At 37.9% G+C, this 20,163-nt stretch carries 16 protein-coding genes and 1 pseudogene; 1 reads left to right on the top strand and 16 read right to left on the bottom strand.

Annotation, left to right across the window (positions count from 1 at the left end):
• Nucleotides 1-30 precede the first annotated feature (30 nt).
• The 7 genes from IGL15_RS04250 to zapA form a co-directional block, all read right to left on the bottom strand.
• Complete coding sequence (locus IGL15_RS04250; protein WP_002296456.1) at nt 31-1,293, bottom strand: ABC transporter permease; 1,263 nt, start codon at nt 1,291-1,293, stop codon at nt 31-33.
• Nucleotides 1,286-2,185, bottom strand: coding sequence for an ABC transporter ATP-binding protein (locus tag IGL15_RS04245; RefSeq protein ID WP_002295091.1), 900 nt, complete (start codon nt 2,183-2,185; stop codon nt 1,286-1,288). The genes IGL15_RS04250 and IGL15_RS04245 overlap by 8 nt, the downstream gene beginning before the upstream one ends.
• A 144-nt stretch (nt 2,186-2,329) precedes the next feature.
• Complete coding sequence (gene uvrC / locus IGL15_RS04240; RefSeq protein WP_002295090.1) at nt 2,330-4,108, bottom strand: excinuclease ABC subunit UvrC; 1,779 nt, start codon at nt 4,106-4,108, stop codon at nt 2,330-2,332.
• A gap of 181 nt (nt 4,109-4,289) precedes the next feature.
• Nucleotides 4,290-4,604 carry a thioredoxin gene (trxA, locus tag IGL15_RS04235; RefSeq protein WP_002290803.1) on the bottom strand — a complete coding sequence of 105 codons (315 nt, stop codon included), beginning with the start codon at nt 4,602-4,604 and terminating at the stop codon, nt 4,290-4,292.
• Nucleotides 4,605-4,690: 86 nt separating this feature from the next.
• Nucleotides 4,691-7,051 (bottom strand): endonuclease MutS2, encoded by a 2,361-nt coding sequence (locus IGL15_RS04230; RefSeq protein WP_002341640.1) that lies wholly within the window; start codon nt 7,049-7,051, stop codon nt 4,691-4,693.
• 114 nt (nt 7,052-7,165) lie between these two features.
• A complete protein-coding gene (locus tag IGL15_RS04225; protein ID WP_002295088.1) occupies nt 7,166-7,714 on the bottom strand; it encodes a CvpA family protein in 549 nt (182 codons plus the stop codon).
• A gap of 58 nt (nt 7,715-7,772) precedes the next feature.
• A complete protein-coding gene (zapA, locus tag IGL15_RS04220) occupies nt 7,773-8,210 on the bottom strand; it encodes a cell division protein ZapA (protein WP_002295087.1) in 438 nt (145 codons plus the stop codon).
• Nucleotides 8,211-8,411: 201 nt separating this feature from the next.
• Between zapA and rnhC the strand changes: the two genes are divergently transcribed.
• Entirely contained in the window at nt 8,412-9,329 is a 918-nt protein-coding gene (gene rnhC / locus IGL15_RS04215) for a ribonuclease HIII (RefSeq protein ID WP_002296459.1), read from the top strand.
• 87 nt (nt 9,330-9,416) lie between these two features.
• Here rnhC and IGL15_RS04210 read toward each other — a convergent pair whose 3' ends face one another.
• The 9 genes and pseudogenes from IGL15_RS04210 to IGL15_RS04170 form a co-directional block, all read right to left on the bottom strand.
• Complete coding sequence (locus tag IGL15_RS04210; RefSeq protein WP_002300433.1) at nt 9,417-10,328, bottom strand: N-acetylmuramoyl-L-alanine amidase family protein; 912 nt, start codon at nt 10,326-10,328, stop codon at nt 9,417-9,419.
• 401 nt (nt 10,329-10,729) lie between these two features.
• On the bottom strand, nt 10,730-11,308 hold the full coding sequence (locus IGL15_RS04205; RefSeq protein WP_002341642.1) for a TetR/AcrR family transcriptional regulator: 579 nt from the start codon (nt 11,306-11,308) through the stop codon (nt 10,730-10,732).
• A gap of 19 nt (nt 11,309-11,327) precedes the next feature.
• Nucleotides 11,328-11,996 (bottom strand): ABC transporter ATP-binding protein, encoded by a 669-nt coding sequence (locus tag IGL15_RS04200; protein ID WP_002295078.1) that lies wholly within the window; start codon nt 11,994-11,996, stop codon nt 11,328-11,330.
• A gap of 14 nt (nt 11,997-12,010) precedes the next feature.
• A complete protein-coding gene (locus IGL15_RS04195; protein WP_002296464.1) occupies nt 12,011-13,081 on the bottom strand; it encodes an ABC transporter permease in 1,071 nt (356 codons plus the stop codon).
• Nucleotides 13,082-13,252: 171 nt separating this feature from the next.
• Nucleotides 13,253-14,617 (bottom strand): NAD(P)/FAD-dependent oxidoreductase, encoded by a 1,365-nt coding sequence (locus IGL15_RS04190; protein ID WP_002331581.1) that lies wholly within the window; start codon nt 14,615-14,617, stop codon nt 13,253-13,255.
• Nucleotides 14,614-16,173: a helix-turn-helix domain-containing protein gene (locus tag IGL15_RS04185; protein ID WP_025477608.1), complete on the bottom strand. Its 1,560-nt coding sequence runs from the start codon at nt 16,171-16,173 to the stop codon at nt 14,614-14,616. Before IGL15_RS04185 ends, IGL15_RS04190 begins: the two co-directional genes overlap by 4 nt.
• 55 nt (nt 16,174-16,228) lie before the next feature.
• Nucleotides 16,229-18,708: pseudogene (locus IGL15_RS04180) on the bottom strand (hypothetical protein).
• The gene (locus IGL15_RS04175) at nt 18,692-19,027 is read right to left on the bottom strand and encodes a hypothetical protein (protein WP_002301068.1); all 336 of its coding nucleotides are present in this window, start codon (nt 19,025-19,027) and stop codon (nt 18,692-18,694) included. The pseudogene IGL15_RS04180 and the gene IGL15_RS04175 overlap by 17 nt, the downstream one beginning before the upstream one ends.
• Before the next feature lie 13 nt (nt 19,028-19,040).
• Nucleotides 19,041-20,075: a DUF916 and DUF3324 domain-containing protein gene (locus IGL15_RS04170; protein ID WP_104765527.1), complete on the bottom strand. Its 1,035-nt coding sequence runs from the start codon at nt 20,073-20,075 to the stop codon at nt 19,041-19,043.
• Nucleotides 20,076-20,163 lie beyond the last annotated feature (88 nt).

The raw sequence follows: 20,163 nt of genomic DNA, 5'->3' as shown, positions 1-20,163 counted from the left end.
TCCAGCTTCCTTCTGTATTTTAGGATTGTTTTATGCTTTTTTTCGTTCATTCCTCATAATTGAAATCGATTGTTTCAATGAACTCCATAATCCGCCTTCGCTATAAACGAGTACATTCGATTTGTACATGTTTGCAGACAAGATCATCAATAAGAATGTTACGGCTACAAGTACCAACAAGGAAATCAATGCTCCACCCATACCGACTGTCTCATTTGCTAAGCGAACCGGCATAATATATGAAGATAAGAATGGAATATACGAAGTGATCCGAATAACGATATTGTTTGGATCTGAAGCTCCTAGTATCAATCCAAGCATGTATCCGCCTAGAGATAGATAAGTCACTGGCAAAATTGCTTTTGCTGTATCTTCTGCTTTGTTGACCAAAGAGCCACATAAAGCTGCTAAAACAGAAAAAATCAAAATGCCAAAGATCATGAATAGAAGAGAATACCACAAGAATGGTCCAATCAAGTTATCCAATGAGATACCGTCTAATATATTTTTGACCATTTCCATATCTTTGAATTGACTGTATCCTATACCAAAAATAATACCGTATAATGCCATTTGCGTTAATGCAACAAGTAAAACACCTGTTAATTTTCCGTAAAAATGCTTTTGTGCAGTCGTACTGGACAGGATCACTTCCATGATCCGCGTGCCTTTTTCAGAAGCGATCTCTTGTGCAATGATCTGCGCATACGTCAAAATAATAATGAACAAGACAATCGTTGCTACATAACTTACGACGTATTGGACTGTCGAGTTATCTTCTCCGACTGTCATTTTTCCTTTTGAATCAAAATTGACTTTTTGTCGAGTCAAACTTGCTTGTTGGCTCAAGCTAGCTACTTCTTCTGGTGAAATGCCTAATTGACTCGCTCGAAGCATCGATTGCAAGCCAGTCAGTTGTTGTTGTATCAGTAGTTGTGTACTTTGTCCTAATGAATTTTCGCTATAAAGCATCCCATTTATCTTATCATTCTCAGTTGAGACTACTAAATACGCATCGATTTTTTCTTCCGAAAGCTCTTTTTGTGCTTTTTCTTCAGAATCAACTGCTTTGAACTCAAAATCATCTGTTTTGACTTGGCTCATTTGCTGACTGATTTGCTCATTATCAGCCAATACGCCGATTTTATTGACATCACTATTTTGTTGAGCAAAGTTTCCTGCTACATAAATGATACCCAGCATGATAAAAGGGACTAATATCATGATCAAGAAAGAAATCGACTTAACATTTTTTAAATAGACATCTTTGGTAATAATCCAAAACTTACGCATCGATTTCACCTGCTTTCAATTTGAAAATCTCTTCCAAAGTTGGCGGTTGCTGGTTAAACATAGGAATGTAGCCGAACTGAGTCGCACGAGTAAAGATTTCTTTCCCAGCTTCAGGATCTTCTAAGGTAATCTCTAACGTATTGTCTTCATGAAGGATCACTTTTTTCACGCCTTCGATTTCTTCTACTTCCTGTTGGCTTAAACCAGATTCCAAGAATAACTTCGTACGGCCAAATGATTCACGAATCTCATGTACTTTTCCATTCAAAACCATTTTTCCGTTTCGCAACATGATCAAATGATCGCAGATTTTTTCTACATTATCCATATTGTGGCTAGAAAAAATGACACATGAACCATGTTTTTTCAATTCCAATATTCCATCTTTTAGCAATTCAGCATTTACCGGATCTAACCCGCTGAATGGCTCATCCAAAATGATCAATTTAGGTTCATGGATTAACGTGGCGATCAGCTGGACTTTTTGCTGATTTCCTTTAGACAAAGATTTTACTTTATCCGTCTTTTTCCCTTTTACCTGAAATTTTTCCATCCAAAAGTCGATTTTTGGTTCAATCTCTTTTCTTGATTTCCCTCTAAGTTCTGCAAAATAAAGCAGTTGGTCTTGAATCGTTACTTTCGGATAAAGTCCCCGTTCCTCCGGAAGATAACCGATGACATCATAATCTTTCTCCCCAAGATGATGGCCATTCCATAACACTTCTCCTTGGTCTTGTGTCAAAAAATCCAAGATCAAACGAAAAGTCGTTGTCTTCCCAGCCCCGTTTTGGCCAATTAGCCCCATGATTTTTCCATCGGGGATTTGGAAAGAGACATGATCGACAGCTGTGTAGTTCCCAAAAGTTTTAACAAGATCCTTGACTTCTAACATTTCTTCACTCCTTCTTCAAGAAATCACATATATCCTTAGACACCAGACGTAAGCGATTTATTATTTACCAACAAAACGTAAACGCTCTTTTTGTTGTACATAAAATGATAGGACACTTTACTTTCTTTGTAAAGTGCCCTTTCCTCATTCCTGATGTAATTTATCAAATACGTTTTGTGCGACATTTTTCGGCAGTCCGATTTCTTGTAATTCTTCTGTCGTGGCTGCTGTGATATTTTTCAACGATTTGAACTCTTTAAGCAGCATTTTTTTTCGTTTTGGTCCTAACCCTTCAATTTCATCTAATCGGGAAGCAAAACTGTTTTTACTGCGTAGCTGCCGATGGAAAGTGATTGCGAATCGATGGACTTCATCTTGGATTCGCTGGAGTAAGAAAAACTCTGGTGAATTTCGCTCAAGCGGTACTACAGCCAAATCTGTACCGAATAGCAACTCATTTGTTTTATGTTTATCGTTTTTTGCCATGCCAGCAATAGGAATATCGATTCCTAATTGATTTTCTAAGACATCTTTTGCCACATCTACTTGTCCTTTTCCTCCATCGATCAAGATCAAATCAGGTAAAGGCAACCCTTCGCGAATCACTCGCGAATATCTGCGATAGATGACTTCTCTCATTGATGCATAATCATCCGGTCCGTTGACTGTTTTTATTTTATATTTCCGATATTCTTTTCTTGCCGGTTTTCCATCAATGAATACGACCATCGCAGCCACAGGATTCGTCCCCATGATATTAGAGTTATCAAAAGACTCGATACGTATTGGGGTCGGGATATTCATCGCGTTTCCTAAACGTTCAACTGCTCCGATCGTCCGTTCCTGTTTTCTGGCAATCAGATCAAACCGTTCATTCAAAGCAACTGAGGCATTCTTACTCGCCAATTCAACTAATTTTTTCTTTTCTCCTCGTTTTGGTTGCAGCACTTTCGTAGCTAACAAAGCTTCTACACTGGGCTTGTCGATCGTATCAGGAATCAAGACTTCTTTAGGAATGAAATGCTCATTTTCCTGATAAAACTGACCGAGGTAAGTCAAGAAATCTTCTTCTGCTTCGTTATAGAAAGGAAACATTGAAACATCTCGTTCAATTAGCTTTCCTTGTCTTACGAAAAACACTTGGACACACATCCATCCTTTATCAATCGCATAACCAAATACATCTCGATCCAGTAAATCAGTATTTGTCATTTTTTGGCGAGTCATGATTGTCTCAATGGCACGGATCTGGTCTCGGTATTCTGCAGCTTTTTCAAACTCCATGTTTTCAGCAGCTTTTTCCATTTTCTGATGGATCTCTGACTCGATTTTTTCGTGTCCTCCGTTTAAAAAGTTTTTCACTTCATCAACGATTTTCGTATAGACTTTCGGATCTACGTCGAAATAGTAAGGACACAGGCATTGTCCCAAATGATAGTAAAGACAAGGCTCCTTCGTCTGACTAGGTTTGCATTTTCTCAGAGGAAATAATCGATCGAGGATCTTCTTTGTCTCATTCGCCGCACCGACATCGGGATATGGTCCAAAATACAGTGCTTTGTCTTTTAGTACCTTACGAGTAATCACCAAACGGGGATATTTTTCATTCGTTATCTTAAGGAAAGGATAGGTTTTATCATCCTTTAACATAATGTTGTATTTAGGATCATTTTTCTTTATCAGATTGATCTCTAAGAGCAATGCTTCGATATTCGATTCTGTAACGATGTATTCAAAGTCTTCGATTTCACTAACAAGCCGTTCCGTTTTCGTATTATGGCTACCAGTAAAATATGAGCGGACACGATTTTTTAATATTTTGGCTTTGCCGACATAAATGATCGTTCCATTTTTATCTTTCATCAAGTAACAGCCGGGCTGATCAGGAAGTAAAGCTAATTTGTTTTTGATTCGTTCGTTCATCTGGTACTCCCCTTCATATTCAATTAAAGTTATTATAGCATGTCTGTCAAAAAAACAATCCAGCCTGACAACGTAATTATACTCAAAAAATATTAATTTGAATAACCTTAACTCAACCGCAAAAAAACCGAGGACGGAACTGGATTCAGTCCCACCCTCAGCTTATTTTTGCTGTAAGTTTTTATAAATATTGATCGATCATTTGACGTAGTTGTTCTTTTGAATGAACACCAACAGCTTTTTCTACTACTTGACCATCTTTTTTCAACATTAATGTTGGAATGCTCATGATACCGAATTGTTGAGGAGTTTCTGGATTTTCATCCACATCCATTTTAGCAATTCTGAATTCTTCTTCATCATATTCTTGTTCCAACTGATCCAAAATCGGTGCTTGCATACGACATGGACCACACCAAGTTGCCCAAAAATCAATCAATACAAGTCCTTTATCTGTTTCTTCATTAAATGTCTTATCTGTAATTACTTGTGACATATCAAAGACCTCCATTTTTAAAATCTATGACTAGTATAGCATTTCTATACTTGGATAGCGAACCATCTGCTTACCTTTAGTAAGCTTTACTTAAATTTAACAATTGTCGCACCATTTCCGCCTTGGTTTGCCGGTGCAAACTCAAAGCTTTTGACGCTCCGATGGTTTTTAAGATAATCAGTAATTCCCTTGCGAAGTGCGCCTGTTCCTTTTCCGTGGACAATAGTCACTTGAGGATAACCAGCTAGAATGGCAGAATCCAAATATTGATCTACCTCACTTAGCGCTTCTTCGTATCGTTTTCCTCGAAGGTCCAATTGATTCGGCACGTGACTACTAGATTCAGATCGTACAGCATGGATAACTCGTTGTGTCGGCTCTTTTTGAGGAGCAACAGGCGTCAGCTCGTCTTCGGACACATTCATTTTTAATATACCGATTTCTACTTGCCACTGATTCCCGTTTTTACGTAAAAGCGTCCCTCTTTGGCCGTAAGTCGTAACCAACACTTCGTCTCCCGGTTTCAACGTTTTTTGTTCTTTCGCCTTCTTCAATACTTTATTTTTCTTCAAAGTTTCTTCTTGATGTAGATTTGCTAATTGGGTCTTTGCATCGATCAACTGATGCTCTTTCACATTTCCTTGCCCAATCTGCTGTTGCATTTTACGAATATCAGCAATGATTTTTTCTGCTTTTTCTTCCGCCTCTGACACGACTTCATTTGCTTTTTTCTTTGCTTTTTCCATTTCTTTTTCACGTTCTTCAAAGAAATAGCTGTAAGCTTCTTTCAAATCATCGTGAAGTTCTTGTGCCTCAGAAACAAAATGACGCATTTCCAGATATTCGGTCTCTGCCATTTTCCGGCGATTCTCTAAATCTGTGATCATTTCGTTTAAATCTTGGCTCTCATCATTCATCAACTGCTTCGCTTCATCAATAACTTCTGTATCAAGACCTAATCGGCTAGAGATTTCAAACGCATTGCTTCGTCCAGGAACGCCAATCAGCAAACGATACGTTGGACTTAATGTATCCACATCAAACTCCATGCTGGCATTAATCGTATTTGCCCGATTATATCCATAAACTTTCAATTCAGGATAATGCGTTGTTGCCATCACATAAGCAGACTTTTTACCAAGATCATCTAAGATTGCGATTGCTAGAGCAGCACCTTCTTGCGGATCTGTTCCTGCACCGAGCTCGTCAAATAATACCAGACTTTTTTCATTGACTTTTGATAAAATATCTACAGTGTTCGTCATATGAGAAGAAAAGGTCGATAGACTTTGCTCAATCGACTGTTCGTCTCCTATATCCGCAAATACTTCCTCAAAAATACCGATTTGACTTTCTTCACCTGCAGGAATCGGTAATCCTGCTTGCCCCATCAGTTGTAACAGACCTAAAGTCTTCAACGTGATCGTTTTCCCACCTGTGTTAGGTCCTGTAATGACGATGGCTTGATAGTCTTTTCCGATTGTGATGTCATTAGAAACTACTTTTTCCTGATCGATCAGTGGATGTCTTGCTTGTTTCAAGACGACATGATTGTCTTCACTGATTCCCGGCACGATAGCTTTTACTTCTTTACCAAATCGTGCTTTTGCATTCATCAGATCCATTTTACCAATCACATAAGCATTGTGGATGATTTCTTGACGATGGGGAACAAGTTCAGCAGAAAGTTCACTTAAAATACGTTGAATCTCATTTCGTTCAGCGATTTGGTATTGACGCAAACGATTATTCAAATCCACCACTTGTTTTGGTTCAATAAATAAAGTCTGTCCTGAAGCACTTTGATCGTGGACTACACCGCCAAATACACCGCGGTATTCTTGTTTGACTGGGATAACGTAGCGGTCATTTCGCATGGTGATGATCGCATCACTTAAATACTTTGCATTTTTCCCACGGACGATCCCATCTAACTGTTCACGAACAGCTTGTTCACTTCGCCGAATGTTCTGTCTTATGCTCTTTAACTCAGGAGAAGCGTCATCAGTCACGCGTCCGTCTTCATCGATTGCTTCCTTTAAACGGCGGCTCAAAACAGGGATCGTGACTAACTGATCTGCCCACATATACAAACGTGCAAATTCGATTTCACTGTCATAAAGATCATCAATGAAACGATTCAATTCGCTTGTCGTAGACAATACTCTGGAAACTTGTGCAAGCTCCACTCCATTCAAGTCTGCTCCGATCTCAATCCGTTTCATATGGGGACGGATATTTTCAAGTTTAGGTATAGGGATCCCGCCTCGCAGACGTTGCACTTTCAATCCATCCTCAGTTTCTTGAAGCCAGTTTGTGATCGTTTGTTCCTCGCTCACTGGTACCAATTCTGCCAGTTCTTCTTTTCCTTGTGCAGTCACTACAAATTGTCTGACCATCTGTTTGACTTTTTCAAATTCCAATGTTTCAAGGATTCGGTTATTCATTTTATCACCTTATCTTTCACTATGAAAAAAGAGCTGTGCCGGACATACGCTACGCAGCCTTCTTAAATAATCTACTCTGTACAAAAAACGAAATATTTTCCAGCACTATTTTCCTTAATTCAAAATATTCGTTACCCAAAGCTCATACATCTTGTTGGTAAGAAATGGCGTTCTCTCAACGATAAAGCGAGCGAAACTATGCTCGCCGAATTGATTTTGGACCACATCTAATGGAACAAAGGCAAGTAACTGCAAAATCAAAAATATAGTAACGTAAGCCATGATTAGTGACAGGATGCCTCCTGCAATCCAGTCTACCTGTCTCAAGATCGGCACATACGTCAATCCATGGACAAAAACCCCCACAAATCGGGTAAGCAGCCAGCCAATTAGCAAAATAATCAGAAAAGCAGTTCCTGCATAAAAAGCTTCATCTAGGTGAAAGGCAAATACCTGATCAAAAAATGCTAACTTTGATGTTGGCGTGACAGCTGGGTATGGAATGTATAATTCCAAATGACTTGCTAATGGTTTGTAAAAATGCTGGGCAGCAATAAATGACAATACATATCCAATCGCGAATATGATTTGCAAAGCAAACCCGCGACGTGCTCCAGAAAAAAACGCAATTAGCAATAAAAATAAAATCAGCAAACTCAGCATGCTACGTTCCTTTCTCTTCTAACTTTTTTTAAATTTTTCTTATTTTGATAAAAGGATCTTAATTAGAAGATTTTTGTTTAATTTGTCCTTTTCGTTTCTCGTTTAAAATCTGTTGTGCTTCCACATGATTTTTAATGGTATGATCTGCTTGACCATTTTCTTTCAATACTTCCCGAGCTTCGTTCTCGATTGCTTCAATGCGTTTCACACGATTTTCAAGCTCTGTAAATTTGATCATTTTTTTCTTTAATTCTGCTGTTTCTTCTTCCAGCTCCAAGATTCTTTCTTGTTTCTTCAATTGATCCGAAAGCGCATTGACAGCCATCAAGATTGCTGCTTGTTCATTATCCATTTGTGGTGATAATTGTTTCAATTCTGCTAACTGTTCATTGATCAGCTTCGTTACGATATCCATATGATGCTTGGTTTCCCGTCCGATAATAGTATATGTTTGGTTGGCAATCACCGCTTTGTAGCGTGTTTTTTCGTGCGCCATACGAATCATTTCCTCCTATTTGATGAAAGTTTTATTTAGTGTACCATGAAGTTGGTTCTTTCACCGTTCTCCACAAATATTTTTCACATACTTAACTATTATATGATAAACTTTAAAAAAATGCTATGTCTCGCAATCTCTTAGAAAACGAAAAGTCGTGAGTTGCGGTATAGTTTTATGTATAAAAACGAGGAGAATTTTATGAGCAACGTCATTATCAAAGCAACAAACGACCAACTTAGTCAAATGAAAGCATACTATCGCTCTTATTTGTTAAATAAACAGATTCCTTATACTAGCTTTGCTGCAAAAAAAGACGGGACGACCATTACCGCTTATACATCCGGAAAAGTGATGTTTCAAGGTACGAATGCAGCAATAGAAGCTGATAAATGGGGGGAGGCACAGGATAAACAAGCCAAGCCAGCAAAAACAGCCTCTTCTTTGCCAAAAAATATCAGTCAATTATCCGTTTTAGGTAGTGATGAGGTCGGAAATGGCAGCTATTTCGGTCCGCTAACAGTATGTGCTGCTTATGTGAAACGTGATCAGCTTGCAGAATTACGTAAACTTGGTGTTAGAGATTCAAAAGAGTTAAAAGATAGCCAAATCATCCAGCTTGCTGACATCTTAAAAAAAACCATCCCCTATAAACTGCTTGTCTTATCTCCAGAAAAATACAATGAGATCCAACCAAAATACAATGCCGTTCGGATGAAAGTCGCTTTGCACAATCAAGCGATCCATTTGCTGCTAAAAAAAATCGAGCCAGAAAAACCAGAAGCGATTTTGATCGATCAGTTTACGCCGGAAGCAAATTTTAAAAAATATGCGCGTTTAGAAAAAAATCAATTACAAGAAAAACTGTACTTCGTTACTAAAGGAGAACAATATCATTTAGCTGTTGCTGCTGCTTCTATCATCAGTCGTGCCAGCTTTTTGGAAGAGTTACACAAAGCATCAGCTGAAGCTGGAATCACCCTTCCATCAGGAGCTGGAACGAAATCTGACCAAGTAGCGGCAAAACTATTGGAGAAAGGCGGCATGCCTATGCTTGAAAAATATGCCAAACTTCACTTTGCAAATACAGAAAAAGCTTTGAAGCTACTAAAAAAATAAACGGTGTTCAAAAGCTTGCATCTGCGATAATAAGCCCGGCCAAACGAAAAATATGAGGAGCTATTTTTGTTTGGCTGGGCTTATTTATTACTGAAAATAAGTGGTCAATGCTTGTGTCAAACTTGCAGCAATCTGCTGCTGATAACTGTCTGTTACTAATTCCTTTAAATCACTATCATTATTCATATAACCCATCTCGATTAAAATAGAAGGTTGAAGATTTTCTCGAAGAACTTGATAGTTCCCAGTGGAGATTCCTCTTGAATCCAGAGGCAGATCAGTGAAGGAGTCAGCAATTGTCTGTGCTAATGTTTCCTCTTGTCCATAGTAATAATATGTCGTGATTCCAGTTGCTTCATTCGCATATTCCGTAGAGTCTGCGTGTAAACTGATAAAGACATCTGCCTTTTTTTCTTCACTGTAGTCGCATATATCTCCAAGCTGTACTAATTCATCTGTAGTATGGGTCAAATAAACCGTTGCTCCAGCATCCTCTAGCACCTTTTTTACTTTTATGGCTGTACTTAATGTTATATCTTTTTCTTCTGTTTGTTCATCATTGCTTAATGCCCCAGTATCATTTCCTCCATGCCCAGGATCTAATACAATCACTGCATCAGATAGCTCTTCCGGTTTTGTTTGTATATTCTTTGTGACTTTGGTTCCATCTTCGAGGGCTAAATATCCAGTATAGCCATCATTTGTCTTGATTTGATAAGCATTTTTTGTTTCAGAAAGAAACTCCGTCAGCTCTCCGCCGTTTATAGTTGCAAGTGGGGTAGTTAGCGAGTCATCTGTATATAGTGTACGGTCATTTTTTCCGATTTTGACTAATGTCTCTTGTTCTGTGTCATCAGATGATTCCTTTGCCTTTGTAACCGTACTGTTCGTGCTGCTGACCGTTTGCCCAACTATCTTTTTTTGACCAAAAACATCTATTTGAAAACAGATAATAATGATAATGATTGCAAATACAAAAGCTCCAATTATTTTTTTCATTCTTGACTCTCACCTCGTAGATCCAGACTAAGGGCCAAAACTTAAAATCAGCTTAAGTACGCAAAAAAGGGGCTGTAAAAGATATAACCGTAGAAAATAACATTACTGCTAAAATGATTTTTTTCATTTTTGGCATATCCTGAAATCTCCTTTTGACTATTCGTGGTGATTCATCTACCCAATAAATAGTTTCCTTCATTCTACAAACAATTAATTTCTTCGTTATTAAATTAAAACACTTCCTGGAACACCGACATAATAAATAAAAATATACCCTGATAATCATGAGAGAATAACAAATTTGTATTTATGAAAAACTACCTATATAAAAAAGCAAGATATAACGATCTTCGTCATATCTTGCTTCTTCACCTAACTATTTTTCTCCCTATATAACAGCTTTACGCTTCTCCTAATACACCATTCAAATATAAATCGATCAATTGCGCCACATTTAGCGGTTCTTCCACAGGTCTTTTCGACCGGGTGATGTAAGGTGCTAACACTAAGAAAAAATGCCTTGCTGCGATTTCTTTTGAAATCCCATTTCTTAGCACAGATTGGTTTGCTGAAAAGATTTCTTCAAAAGGTTCACGATAATTTTTCTTCCATAGAAAGAAAAGATGATCTCTTGTTTCCTTTGAAAGATTGCTTTCAAGATCGTGAAGCATCAGAAACAAATCGATCAGATGTGTCTCAATCAAAAACTGCGCCATTTTTGTCAAGGTCACTTGAAATCCCGTTTCGCTTGTTTGAACGATTTCTCTCAAAGCTTTTCCAACATCTTTTAAGTGGTTTTCTAAAACTGCCGTATATAGTTTTTCTTTATCACCGAAATAATGATAGAGATTGGGCTGGGTGATCCCAACTTTTTGTGCGATCTCTCTTGTTGAAGTGCCGAGATATCCCTTGGACATAAACAAGTCAGTCGCTTCTTTCAAAATTTTTTGCTGTGTATCTTTGTTGTATCGATGGATCATTTTTCCACCTGCTTTTTGGTTATTCTTTTTCTTTCAATACACCATCTTCCATCATAAATATTCTATCGCATTTGTCAATCAGCCGTGTATCGTGAGTAACCATGATTGTTGCTTTATTTTTGTCTTTTGATTCTTTTGCCAAGATATCGACTACTTCTCGTGCCTTTTCTGAATCCAAACTAGCAGTTGGTTCATCTGCTAGAATAATGGACGGATCATTGTACAATGCACGAGCGATTGCGACCCTTTGCCGTTCTCCACCAGATAGTTCTTCTGGATACTTGTTGATCAACTTATCCACGCCAAGCTGCTCAAATAATTCGTTTGCTTCTTTTTGACGATGTTCATGTTTGATCTTATCTACTAATAATAACTGCTTTTTTACTGTCAGAAAAGGAACCAGATTGGAAGCTTGCAAAATAAAGCCAATTTCTTTAAAACGTAGTTTAACGCGTTCACTTTCTTTTTGATTACTGAATTCTTGATCATTGATAAATACAGAGCCACTGCTAGGCGTCTGCAATCCGCCTGCCAAAGTCAAAAAAGTACTTTTACCTGAACCAGAAGGACCGATGATTGCAACAAATTCCCCTTTATCGATACTCATGGTTGTTTCTTTCAATGCTTTAACTACTTGGTCGCCATCTTGGAAACTTTTTTCTACTTCTTTAAATTCTATTGCTTTCATGTTCTTCCTCCTTCTTATCCAATTGCCTTCAACGGATCGATTTTTACGATTGTCCGAACAGAAAATAGTGCGCCTAACACAGCTACTACCAGCATCAACAAGCTAATGACGCCAAAAAACAGCCAATTGCTTTGGAATGGAACCGCATCAGGTAGAACAAGGGATGTTCCCACTGTTCCTAATAGACCAAGAAGAATACCAACAAATGATAAAATAAATGTTTGTGCCACTACAGAACGCGCAATAAATCCTCCTGTGATCCCTTGTGCTTTCATTACACCAAAGATATTAATCTTTTGCATCGTCAGTACATAAATGAAAATCCCGATCACAATAGCCGCAATAACGATCAAAAATCCGATCATAAATCCAAAAGTCAATACTTGCGCATTATATCCAGGTAATTCATTGATGAATTTAGAAATTTTGATCTGTTCTAAATCTTCAGGTAAATTACTGATTTTACCTCTGACAACTATTGCGTTAATCCGTGCATTTTCACTTGTATCTTCTTTTTCGAAGCGGATCTCTTGGTAAGCATTGATGGTTGTATAGAGAACTGGTGAGACATTGAATTTGGCATGATCCGTAAAGCCAGTTAGTTTAAACGTCTTGTCACTACCAGATAACTTAACTGTATCTCCTACGGCTAGACCATATTCTTCTTTCAAACTAATATCGCCTACTGCCTCATCATCGTTATCAAAAGCTTTTCCTTCAACAAGATTGGGCATGATGAATTGATTTTTATCGATACCGAAGAAGCTAACATTGATTTTTCCTTCTTCTGTACTGTCTTTACTAGTCACGACTCCAGGTGTTTGGGCAAGATACGCCACTTTCCCACCTTCGACTTCTTCTGCTATCTTCTTAGTAATCATGGACATCCCTAGATTTGAATTTGCATCTTTCGAAAGCACAATCGAATCTGCCTCCCACTTGTCGACTGCTGTTCGATTATCTTGAGCTAAGCCATAAGCTAACCCAGTCAAAAAAAATACCAGGTAGGCAATCAAAAACATCACCCCTGCAACTAACGCATAACGTAACTTTGAATGCATAATTTCATTTAATGCTAAAAACATTTAACTCCTCCTCCTGAAATAATCATTTTATACAACAATTTTATCACTTGATAAATTTTTGGCGAATATTAAGCTCAAAAAATTCTTCCGCTATTTCATTATATGAATTTTTTTATTCTCGATTGATTAATATTTATTATATCCCCACACAATAAAAGACCGTGATATTTCTCACAGTCTTTTATCTACTCTATTGCTATTTGCTCTTTTAGCTAGTACTTTAAAAGCTAACTCATTAAGGTAGTGAAAACGAGGGGTATATTCAGACAGAAATCCAAAATCCTCAACTGCTAGCTGTGGAATCGTAGTTTTGTGTTTCACGATATCCGCAAGCAGGTTCAAATCTGATAATAAGAATTCTTGGCTTATCAGCTGTCCGCCAATTATTTCTAATGTATCCGGATGGTAGATCAGCTTTGCATTTACTGTTTTATTTTCTTCATCGTATTGTGGAAATAGATCAAATTCTCCTGAACACGAACCGGTATTTTGTTCCAAGAATGGCGCTTCATCTTCTGTCAGCCCTACAGTTCCTAAAAAGTAGTCTATAATGACTGCTGCTGTTATCTTTTGTCTGAGGTCGTAAGCGGTTGGCTGACCACTCAAAGTTAGCGCTACTGCTCTTGCCATATGTACAGCTCGAGTAACTAAAGGTAAAAAGAGATGCCGTTTATTTTTGTCAAAACTGACTGGGACGATATCTCCAATCGCATAGATGTCCGGATCACTTGTCTGCAGATATTCATTGACTATCACAGTCTCATCCTCATACAAAGCCACTTTTTCTTTTAACAATGTCGTATTAGGACGAGTTTGGGCAGAAAAAATGACCATATCTGCCTTTATTGTTTGAGACAGAAGTTGTACGGATACTACTTTCTCTTCTGATTTTTTCCAATCGATCAAGAATTCATTTGGATAAAAATTTATTTGCTTAGTTTGCAGCTGATTTTGAAAACTGTTGATCATATCCTTATCGAAATATCTTGATAAAACATTCGGCATATAATCAACTAGATGAATAATGTATCCTTTATTTCTCAAAGCATCTGCTAATTCCAATCCAATGTAACCAGCACCGAAGATCACTACTTCTTTTGCTTCTTTTAAAGCGGCAAGTACTTGCTTAGATTGCACTAGATTTTTATAGGTGTAGACATTTTCAGCTTCAATTTGTTTATACAAGGTGACAGGAGAGGAACCTGTCGCTACGATTAATTTATCATAGGTTATGGTCTCGTTTTTTCCTTCTTTGGATGCGAGGATGAGCTGATGTTTGTCTGGATCAAGTTCAGTTACTCTCCATTCGGTGATCAGTTTTGCCCCACTTTCTTGAAGAGTCCGCATGTTATGGGCAACTTCAGCTAAACTACGTATCTTTCCTTTTAAATAAAGGTTGATTCCATTTGAAACATAGCCTAGTCCATCTTTATGATCTTCATCGATCAGTAAAACTTCTGCTTTCGGTTGAAGTTTTCTTAGATTTAGGGCAGCTGTGATGCCTGCATGGGAAGCACCAATGATCACGATTTTCATGTTTTATTCATCCTTAAATTCAATTTTTCTAAATAACATTCTTTTAAAAATTGGTTCAAATAGGGGAAATCATAATTATATTCGTTGCTAGTGAATACAAAAACTTTAGCGGACTTCTGTGACGGGTACTCTTTCAATTGGCTAGTCAAAATGATATCATACTGCTTTTCTTTCTCGTATTCGACTAAATCATATTTGAACGTATTCAGCAATTGTTCCTGGATGATTTCTTTCACGATATCCGCCATTAGCCTTTCATAAGGAAGATCATAAGCAATTTGCAGACGTAATTCTAACTGCTTGATCAGCGTCCGAAAAATAGATGCATAGCGAGCAAATAATTCAAAGCGGGCATTTTCCTCGTCTACTTCAGTAAAATCAACAATAGCAAATGTTTGTCTGACCAATCTTTCACATAAAACCAGGAATTGTTTATCTTCTACTTCAGTTAACCGCTGTTTTAATCCTTCTTGGCCAAAAATATTCATCCATCCTCTAAAATAGGCAAAATGAGCGTGGTTTTGCATCACTGTCAACGCAATCTTTTGCGAAATCTCTTCTGGAAAAACATAAAAAGAGAAATATTCTTCTATCGATTGTTTAAACGTTCGATTCAATTGAGCTACTACGTCGTCTTTGTATTTTTCGCTTATCAAAAACTCCTGGACATGCGAGTTATGTGTATCTAATGTAAAGTTACTGATCATGAAGAGATAAAAAACCAACGTTTCATTTTGATTCCAAGGAAAGGCATATTGAAAGAAGTAACGGGTCAAAAATGTATGGAGGTCCAATAAAAATTGTGTCGTTTGAAACAATCCAACAGGAAGATTGCTATAATCTGGTTTGGATTTTTTCGTACAGCGCATTCGCTTCTTCATAATGGAAAGCCATATTTCAAATTTCAATCGTCCTTCTTCTGTAATAGCAAAACTAAACTCTTTTTGCAGCAGATCTAAAAAAGTGTTTCCTGATAAATCACTGTATTCTTTTTTGTTTTCAAGATAGGGACGTCCAAACCAAAATAATTGGAAATAAAAATAACGAATTTGACTTTCTGGACCGGTCAGCCGCCCGCTTTTTATTTTCAGATGAAACTCATTTAAAGAATCATTTAATTCCTTCACTCTGCGAGACAAAGTAGCCGAACTGATATTAAGTTCCATGACAAGTTTCTGCCGATCAAATGAGCCATTTTCCAACAGATAAAGAAGTATCTGATATTTTGTAGAATAGCGCAAGTAACAATGATAATAAACATCGACTGCTGCTATATTTCCATGTCTGATTAATAAAATATTCCCTTCTTGGATAACAATTTCCAATTGTTTGATATTTTCCAAGTTAGCTTGTAAATAAAACAGATCTTCTTTCAAGGTAGCCCGATCAACTGATAAGCGGGTAAGTACGTTATTAACGGAAACCTCTCCTTTTTCCTCTAATAAAAGTTGGAAAAGTTTGATTTGCCGTTGTTCATTTTTTTCAAGCAAACTGAAAAGTTCCAAGTCCACTCCTCCAAGCATTTCTGATTTTAACAGCAGAAGTTTCCTTCTCATCCTTGAAAAAGAGGATCTGTGACAGTTATCACAGATCCATACAAATTCTAATCACTTAGCTGGTTGGCCCAGCTGTCAGTTCCCATGTGACCATGCCTTGATACGTTGCGCCAGGTTGAGCATTCGTACTGCTATTTACCTCTAAGAGTAAACCATCGGTATCGGGAAAGTCAACGAGAACCTCTCCTTTAGCTGTTCCATCACTCTCATAAATCAACGTGTTTTGACCTTGCTGAATCAATTGCTTTGATCCAGAATGATTGAAGTATAATTTTGTTCCGCTTAATTCTTGACCTTGATCATTCTTAAATAAAGAAGTCAATGTACCTGTCAGTTGCCAAGGAGACGTGCTTGGAAGCCGAGTATCCCGCACATCAAAAGAAAAATCGCCTTTTGCTTCATAATAACTTGTCTTCAACGGTTTGGGGAGATCGTTACCAAATGTAAAATCATCTGGTACATTAACTAATGTTAATTCTTGTTTGGGGACAAGAATTGTTTTAGCAGATGTTTGGACAACTGGGTTAGGAAGCTTAGCACCATCTGCTAATGTAATATTGCTGGAAAGTACAGCTGCCTTTGTCAGTATGCTGACGGATTGTACAGAAGTATCTACAGTATTTAATTGATAGTTGTAAGTAAGATGAATGGTATCTCCTATTTTGCTCAATAGATCTGCTGGGACAGAAACTCCTTGTTTAATGCCGGTATCTGCGATAGTTGTACCATTTAATTTTAAGGAACCATTGATATAAGTAGTATTTTCAGGAAGTGAGATCGTGATTTTTTGTCGGTTATCGCATCCCCAGATTTTGTTAACGTGAATGTCACATTTTCTTGAATCGTATCTCCTGATAGAGCAGACAGGGGATCTCCTGTCTCAGGTTGTCTGCTAAGGTTTTTTAGCTGACTATCTGCACTCACAGATGGAAAATTAGCCACTGTTATTTGAGGAAGAGTGGTGATTCCAGCTTGTTCAGACTGCCATTTGTACGCAAAAGACGGATACATGTTAGTAAGTACATCGTCCACCAAGCGATAATCAAAATAATATTGCCCTGAAGCCAATGCAGGTAGTGTAGAAGTAGCTGTATTTACACCCCCGTTATTTGATTGGATCGTTTGGAAAAGTTGATCTGTCCATCCTGTCGCTAATTTTTGGGTTCCTTTCGAATAAAGCCTGTAATGGATCGAACCCTTTTTTAGTTCAGTTGCTGACCAATTGGCCGTGACTTGGTACGATGCAGAAGAAAGGAGCTTTCCCCACTGACTATCGGCTGTTAAGTTTGTTGGTAAAACCGTTCCGTCTAGCTTGTACTGCTCCAATACCTTTAAAGCAACAGGAGAAAGCAATCCGCCTTGCGCATCTTTCCCACTGTACACGATATTGGCTGTCTGATTCAATCCACTTGTGCTTGCTGGAGTATGAGTCAGTATTGCTCCTTGTGTAACGTTTTTTCCTGTAAAATAGTTGACTACGCGATCAAAGCGACTAAATGGCAACTGATCAAAACGTCCTTCAGTCAGCCCCATCGTCAATGTCCGACTATTGGTAGAGCCTGGAAGGTTCTGGTTATTTCCATCCACGTATTCTGTGGTATCAGCAAATGTATTATATTTTCCTGTTGAATCACTTGGTGAGATGTAACTATTCCACGTATTTATCTCTGCACTTGCAGAAAATGCATATGCTCCTGGATTCAAGTTTCCGCCAGTTAATTTAGGATAAAATCTACCTGCAGCTGGAGCTAAAATCGAATTGAACATACGATCTTGGATAATATTATTCGAATCATAAAAATCAACAGAAAAAACGGCCTTTTTAGACATAGAAGGTTGTAATTTACCCTTGGTCAAAATTTTGTTTGGACTCGTATCATATTTATCTCCGTTTTCTGTCATCTTCGCGACATTAGCTGTAACATCAAATTGAAGCGGGATATCGTCCACGTTGAATTCGCCTCGCGTAATAATAGCAATAATATCTGCCAATAGAGTATTTGTATCCCACGACCCCATCCCAAAACGCAAGGTATGGCTTCCTGCTGATAATAAACTTCCGCTAGTAACCTTGATGGGGGCACCGGCAATATACAAGTAGGCGTTGTTCCAGTCAATTGCTTTTAATACATCACTGCTTGATACATGTTCCGGCAAATTGATGATCGCCACAAATGCAAATCCTTGTGCAGTGATATTCACCAAATCAAGTAAATTTGTTAGTTTCACATGGCTTTCCCAATGAAAACGGACCGTGCCACCTTTCCAAGGATCATTTGAACCATCGTTCAAATAAGTAGCAGTCAATTTAGGCAATTGGTTAGCCCCAGTTAGTTGGACAAGCTTCCCGCCATTGACTGCACTACGTCCACCATTTGGAGGTACGATATTTTCATACGTGTATGGATCATAAGAAATGGCAGGAGGCGTTGCTCCAACAGCTTCTGCCGAAGGTGAAAAGATAAATATACTTAAAACAAAAAGCGAAGTAAAAAAGAAGGAGCGAAAAAATGAAAATTTATTTTGTAGCAACATGTTCATCCTCCTTTTCCTTTCTTCTCCATAACAACAACCACGCAAGAAGCCATAATTCTATACCAATGATCAAATAAAGAAAACGGATCTTTTCTTCATTCGTCTCCGGGAATACGCCATGTTGATTAGATTCTTTATAAATCGGTAGCTGTGTCTGCTGTTTTGATGCGCCATTGACTGAACCACTTGGATGCGGAACTGGACTTAGATCATAAAATGTAATCGTACCTGAACTTTTGGTATCTGCTTGGACTGGCTCTTGCCAGCTGAAGAACAGCAAACTTGCAATAATCCCTCCCAATAAGATCGATGTTTTCAACGAAATCACCTCATCATGTTGTTTCTCCTTTTTTCTTTTTCTTGTGGACCCACAAAAACAGCAAAATCAACCATAACACTAGAACTGCAGCAACCAATCCTGCATAAAGCCATGGGTAAGATTGTTCTTGTACTGCAAAAACGGAATTTTCATTTACTTTTTGTGCTTTTTCTTTTTTGATCGTAAAGTTTTGTGTAAATCGCCATTCATTACTGTCGCCTGATTTTGCTATGATTTCTGCGCGGTAATCGCCGGCTTTTGCTTTATCACCAGCTAAATCAAGATTCAAGTGAAAATTCGAATTTGGTGCAACTAAAAATGCATTAGAGGTGTTTTCAATATAAAGCTGATTTTCATAAAAGATCTTGCTCGTAAATATCAAATTGCTGATAATCCTAGGCTGAGGATTTTGGAAACGAAGCTGAACAGTTGGCTTTGCGTTGACCTCGTCCAAATCTCCTGATAAAAGTTTCAGATCCGGTTCTATCGTCTCTTGACTTTCTTGTAAAACGACTGCGAGATTATAAGCAATACGATTTTTGATTTGTGCTCCTTCTGTAGCATTTTCTGTTTCAGCTTCTTCTTTAGGTGAAACATGAATACCCGCTAATACACGTCCCTTAAAGCTTTTTGCTGGGATTTTCACTTCTATAGGTACAGTTGTTTCTGCATGTGCTGATACATTGATTTCCTTTTTCGCAATGAGCAAAACGTCACGGACATCAAACGGCAATGTCTCATCTAACGTTGGGTTTTTTTGACTATAATCGATCGTTCCACCATCACTCGTTACCGCCGGATTGACAGAGACCTCAAATGTTCGTTCTTCATCTGAAGAATTGCTGATAATTACTTCTAGTGTCTGATTTTGTTCCGGTGCCACTAATAAATCAAAATAACCGATTGCTTTATCTATTTGGTTCTCTGGAAATACCGGTTTGATTCCAAAGTCTCCTGCTGAATCCTTTGCTTGGCTGATTGACGGAAAAATGAAAAATAGACTTAAAATAGAAAAAAACGAAACAAACAGTCGTTTACTTTGATTCATTGTCCACCACATCCTTTCAACAACAACTGCGGTAAAAAATCCTTCACCTATAGTATTTTCACCGCAGTTTGTTGAATTTATTTCATAC

The sequence above is a fragment of the Enterococcus sp. DIV0436a genome, from assembly GCF_051711605.1.
GTDB classification, from domain to species: Bacteria; Bacillota; Bacilli; order Lactobacillales; family Enterococcaceae; genus Enterococcus_B; species Enterococcus_B faecium.
Note: the sequence above shows the minus strand (reverse complement) of the source record. Positions and strands in the feature narration are given on the sequence as shown.

Bases quoted from the DNA above. Each gene is read 5' to 3' on its own strand.
- IGL15_RS04225 (WP_002295088.1), bottom strand. From the start codon at position 7,714: ATGCTGAGTTTGCTGATTTTATTTTTATTGCTAATTGCGTTTTTTTCT.
- IGL15_RS04170 (WP_104765527.1), bottom strand. From the start codon at position 20,075: ATGAATCAAAGTAAACGACTGTTTGTTTCGTTTTTTTCTATTTTAAGT.
- trxA (WP_002290803.1), bottom strand. From the start codon at position 4,604: ATGTCACAAGTAATTACAGATAAGACATTTAATGAAGAAACAGATAAA.
- IGL15_RS04205 (WP_002341642.1), bottom strand. From the start codon at position 11,308: ATGATCCATCGATACAACAAAGATACACAGCAAAAAATTTTGAAAGAA.
- uvrC (WP_002295090.1), bottom strand. From the start codon at position 4,108: ATGAACGAACGAATCAAAAACAAATTAGCTTTACTTCCTGATCAGCCC.
- IGL15_RS04200 (WP_002295078.1), bottom strand. From the start codon at position 11,996: ATGAAAGCAATAGAATTTAAAGAAGTAGAAAAAAGTTTCCAAGATGGC.
- IGL15_RS04195 (WP_002296464.1), bottom strand. From the start codon at position 13,081: ATGTTTTTAGCATTAAATGAAATTATGCATTCAAAGTTACGTTATGCG.
- zapA (WP_002295087.1), bottom strand. From the start codon at position 8,210: ATGGCGCACGAAAAAACACGCTACAAAGCGGTGATTGCCAACCAAACA.
- IGL15_RS04250 (WP_002296456.1), bottom strand. From the start codon at position 1,293: ATGCGTAAGTTTTGGATTATTACCAAAGATGTCTATTTAAAAAATGTT.
- rnhC (WP_002296459.1), top strand. From the start codon at position 8,412: ATGAGCAACGTCATTATCAAAGCAACAAACGACCAACTTAGTCAAATG.
- IGL15_RS04245 (WP_002295091.1), bottom strand. From the start codon at position 2,185: ATGTTAGAAGTCAAGGATCTTGTTAAAACTTTTGGGAACTACACAGCT.
- IGL15_RS04185 (WP_025477608.1), bottom strand. From the start codon at position 16,173: ATGAGAAGGAAACTTCTGCTGTTAAAATCAGAAATGCTTGGAGGAGTG.
- IGL15_RS04190 (WP_002331581.1), bottom strand. From the start codon at position 14,617: ATGAAAATCGTGATCATTGGTGCTTCCCATGCAGGCATCACAGCTGCC.
- IGL15_RS04210 (WP_002300433.1), bottom strand. From the start codon at position 10,328: ATGAAAAAAATAATTGGAGCTTTTGTATTTGCAATCATTATCATTATT.
- IGL15_RS04230 (WP_002341640.1), bottom strand. From the start codon at position 7,051: ATGAATAACCGAATCCTTGAAACATTGGAATTTGAAAAAGTCAAACAG.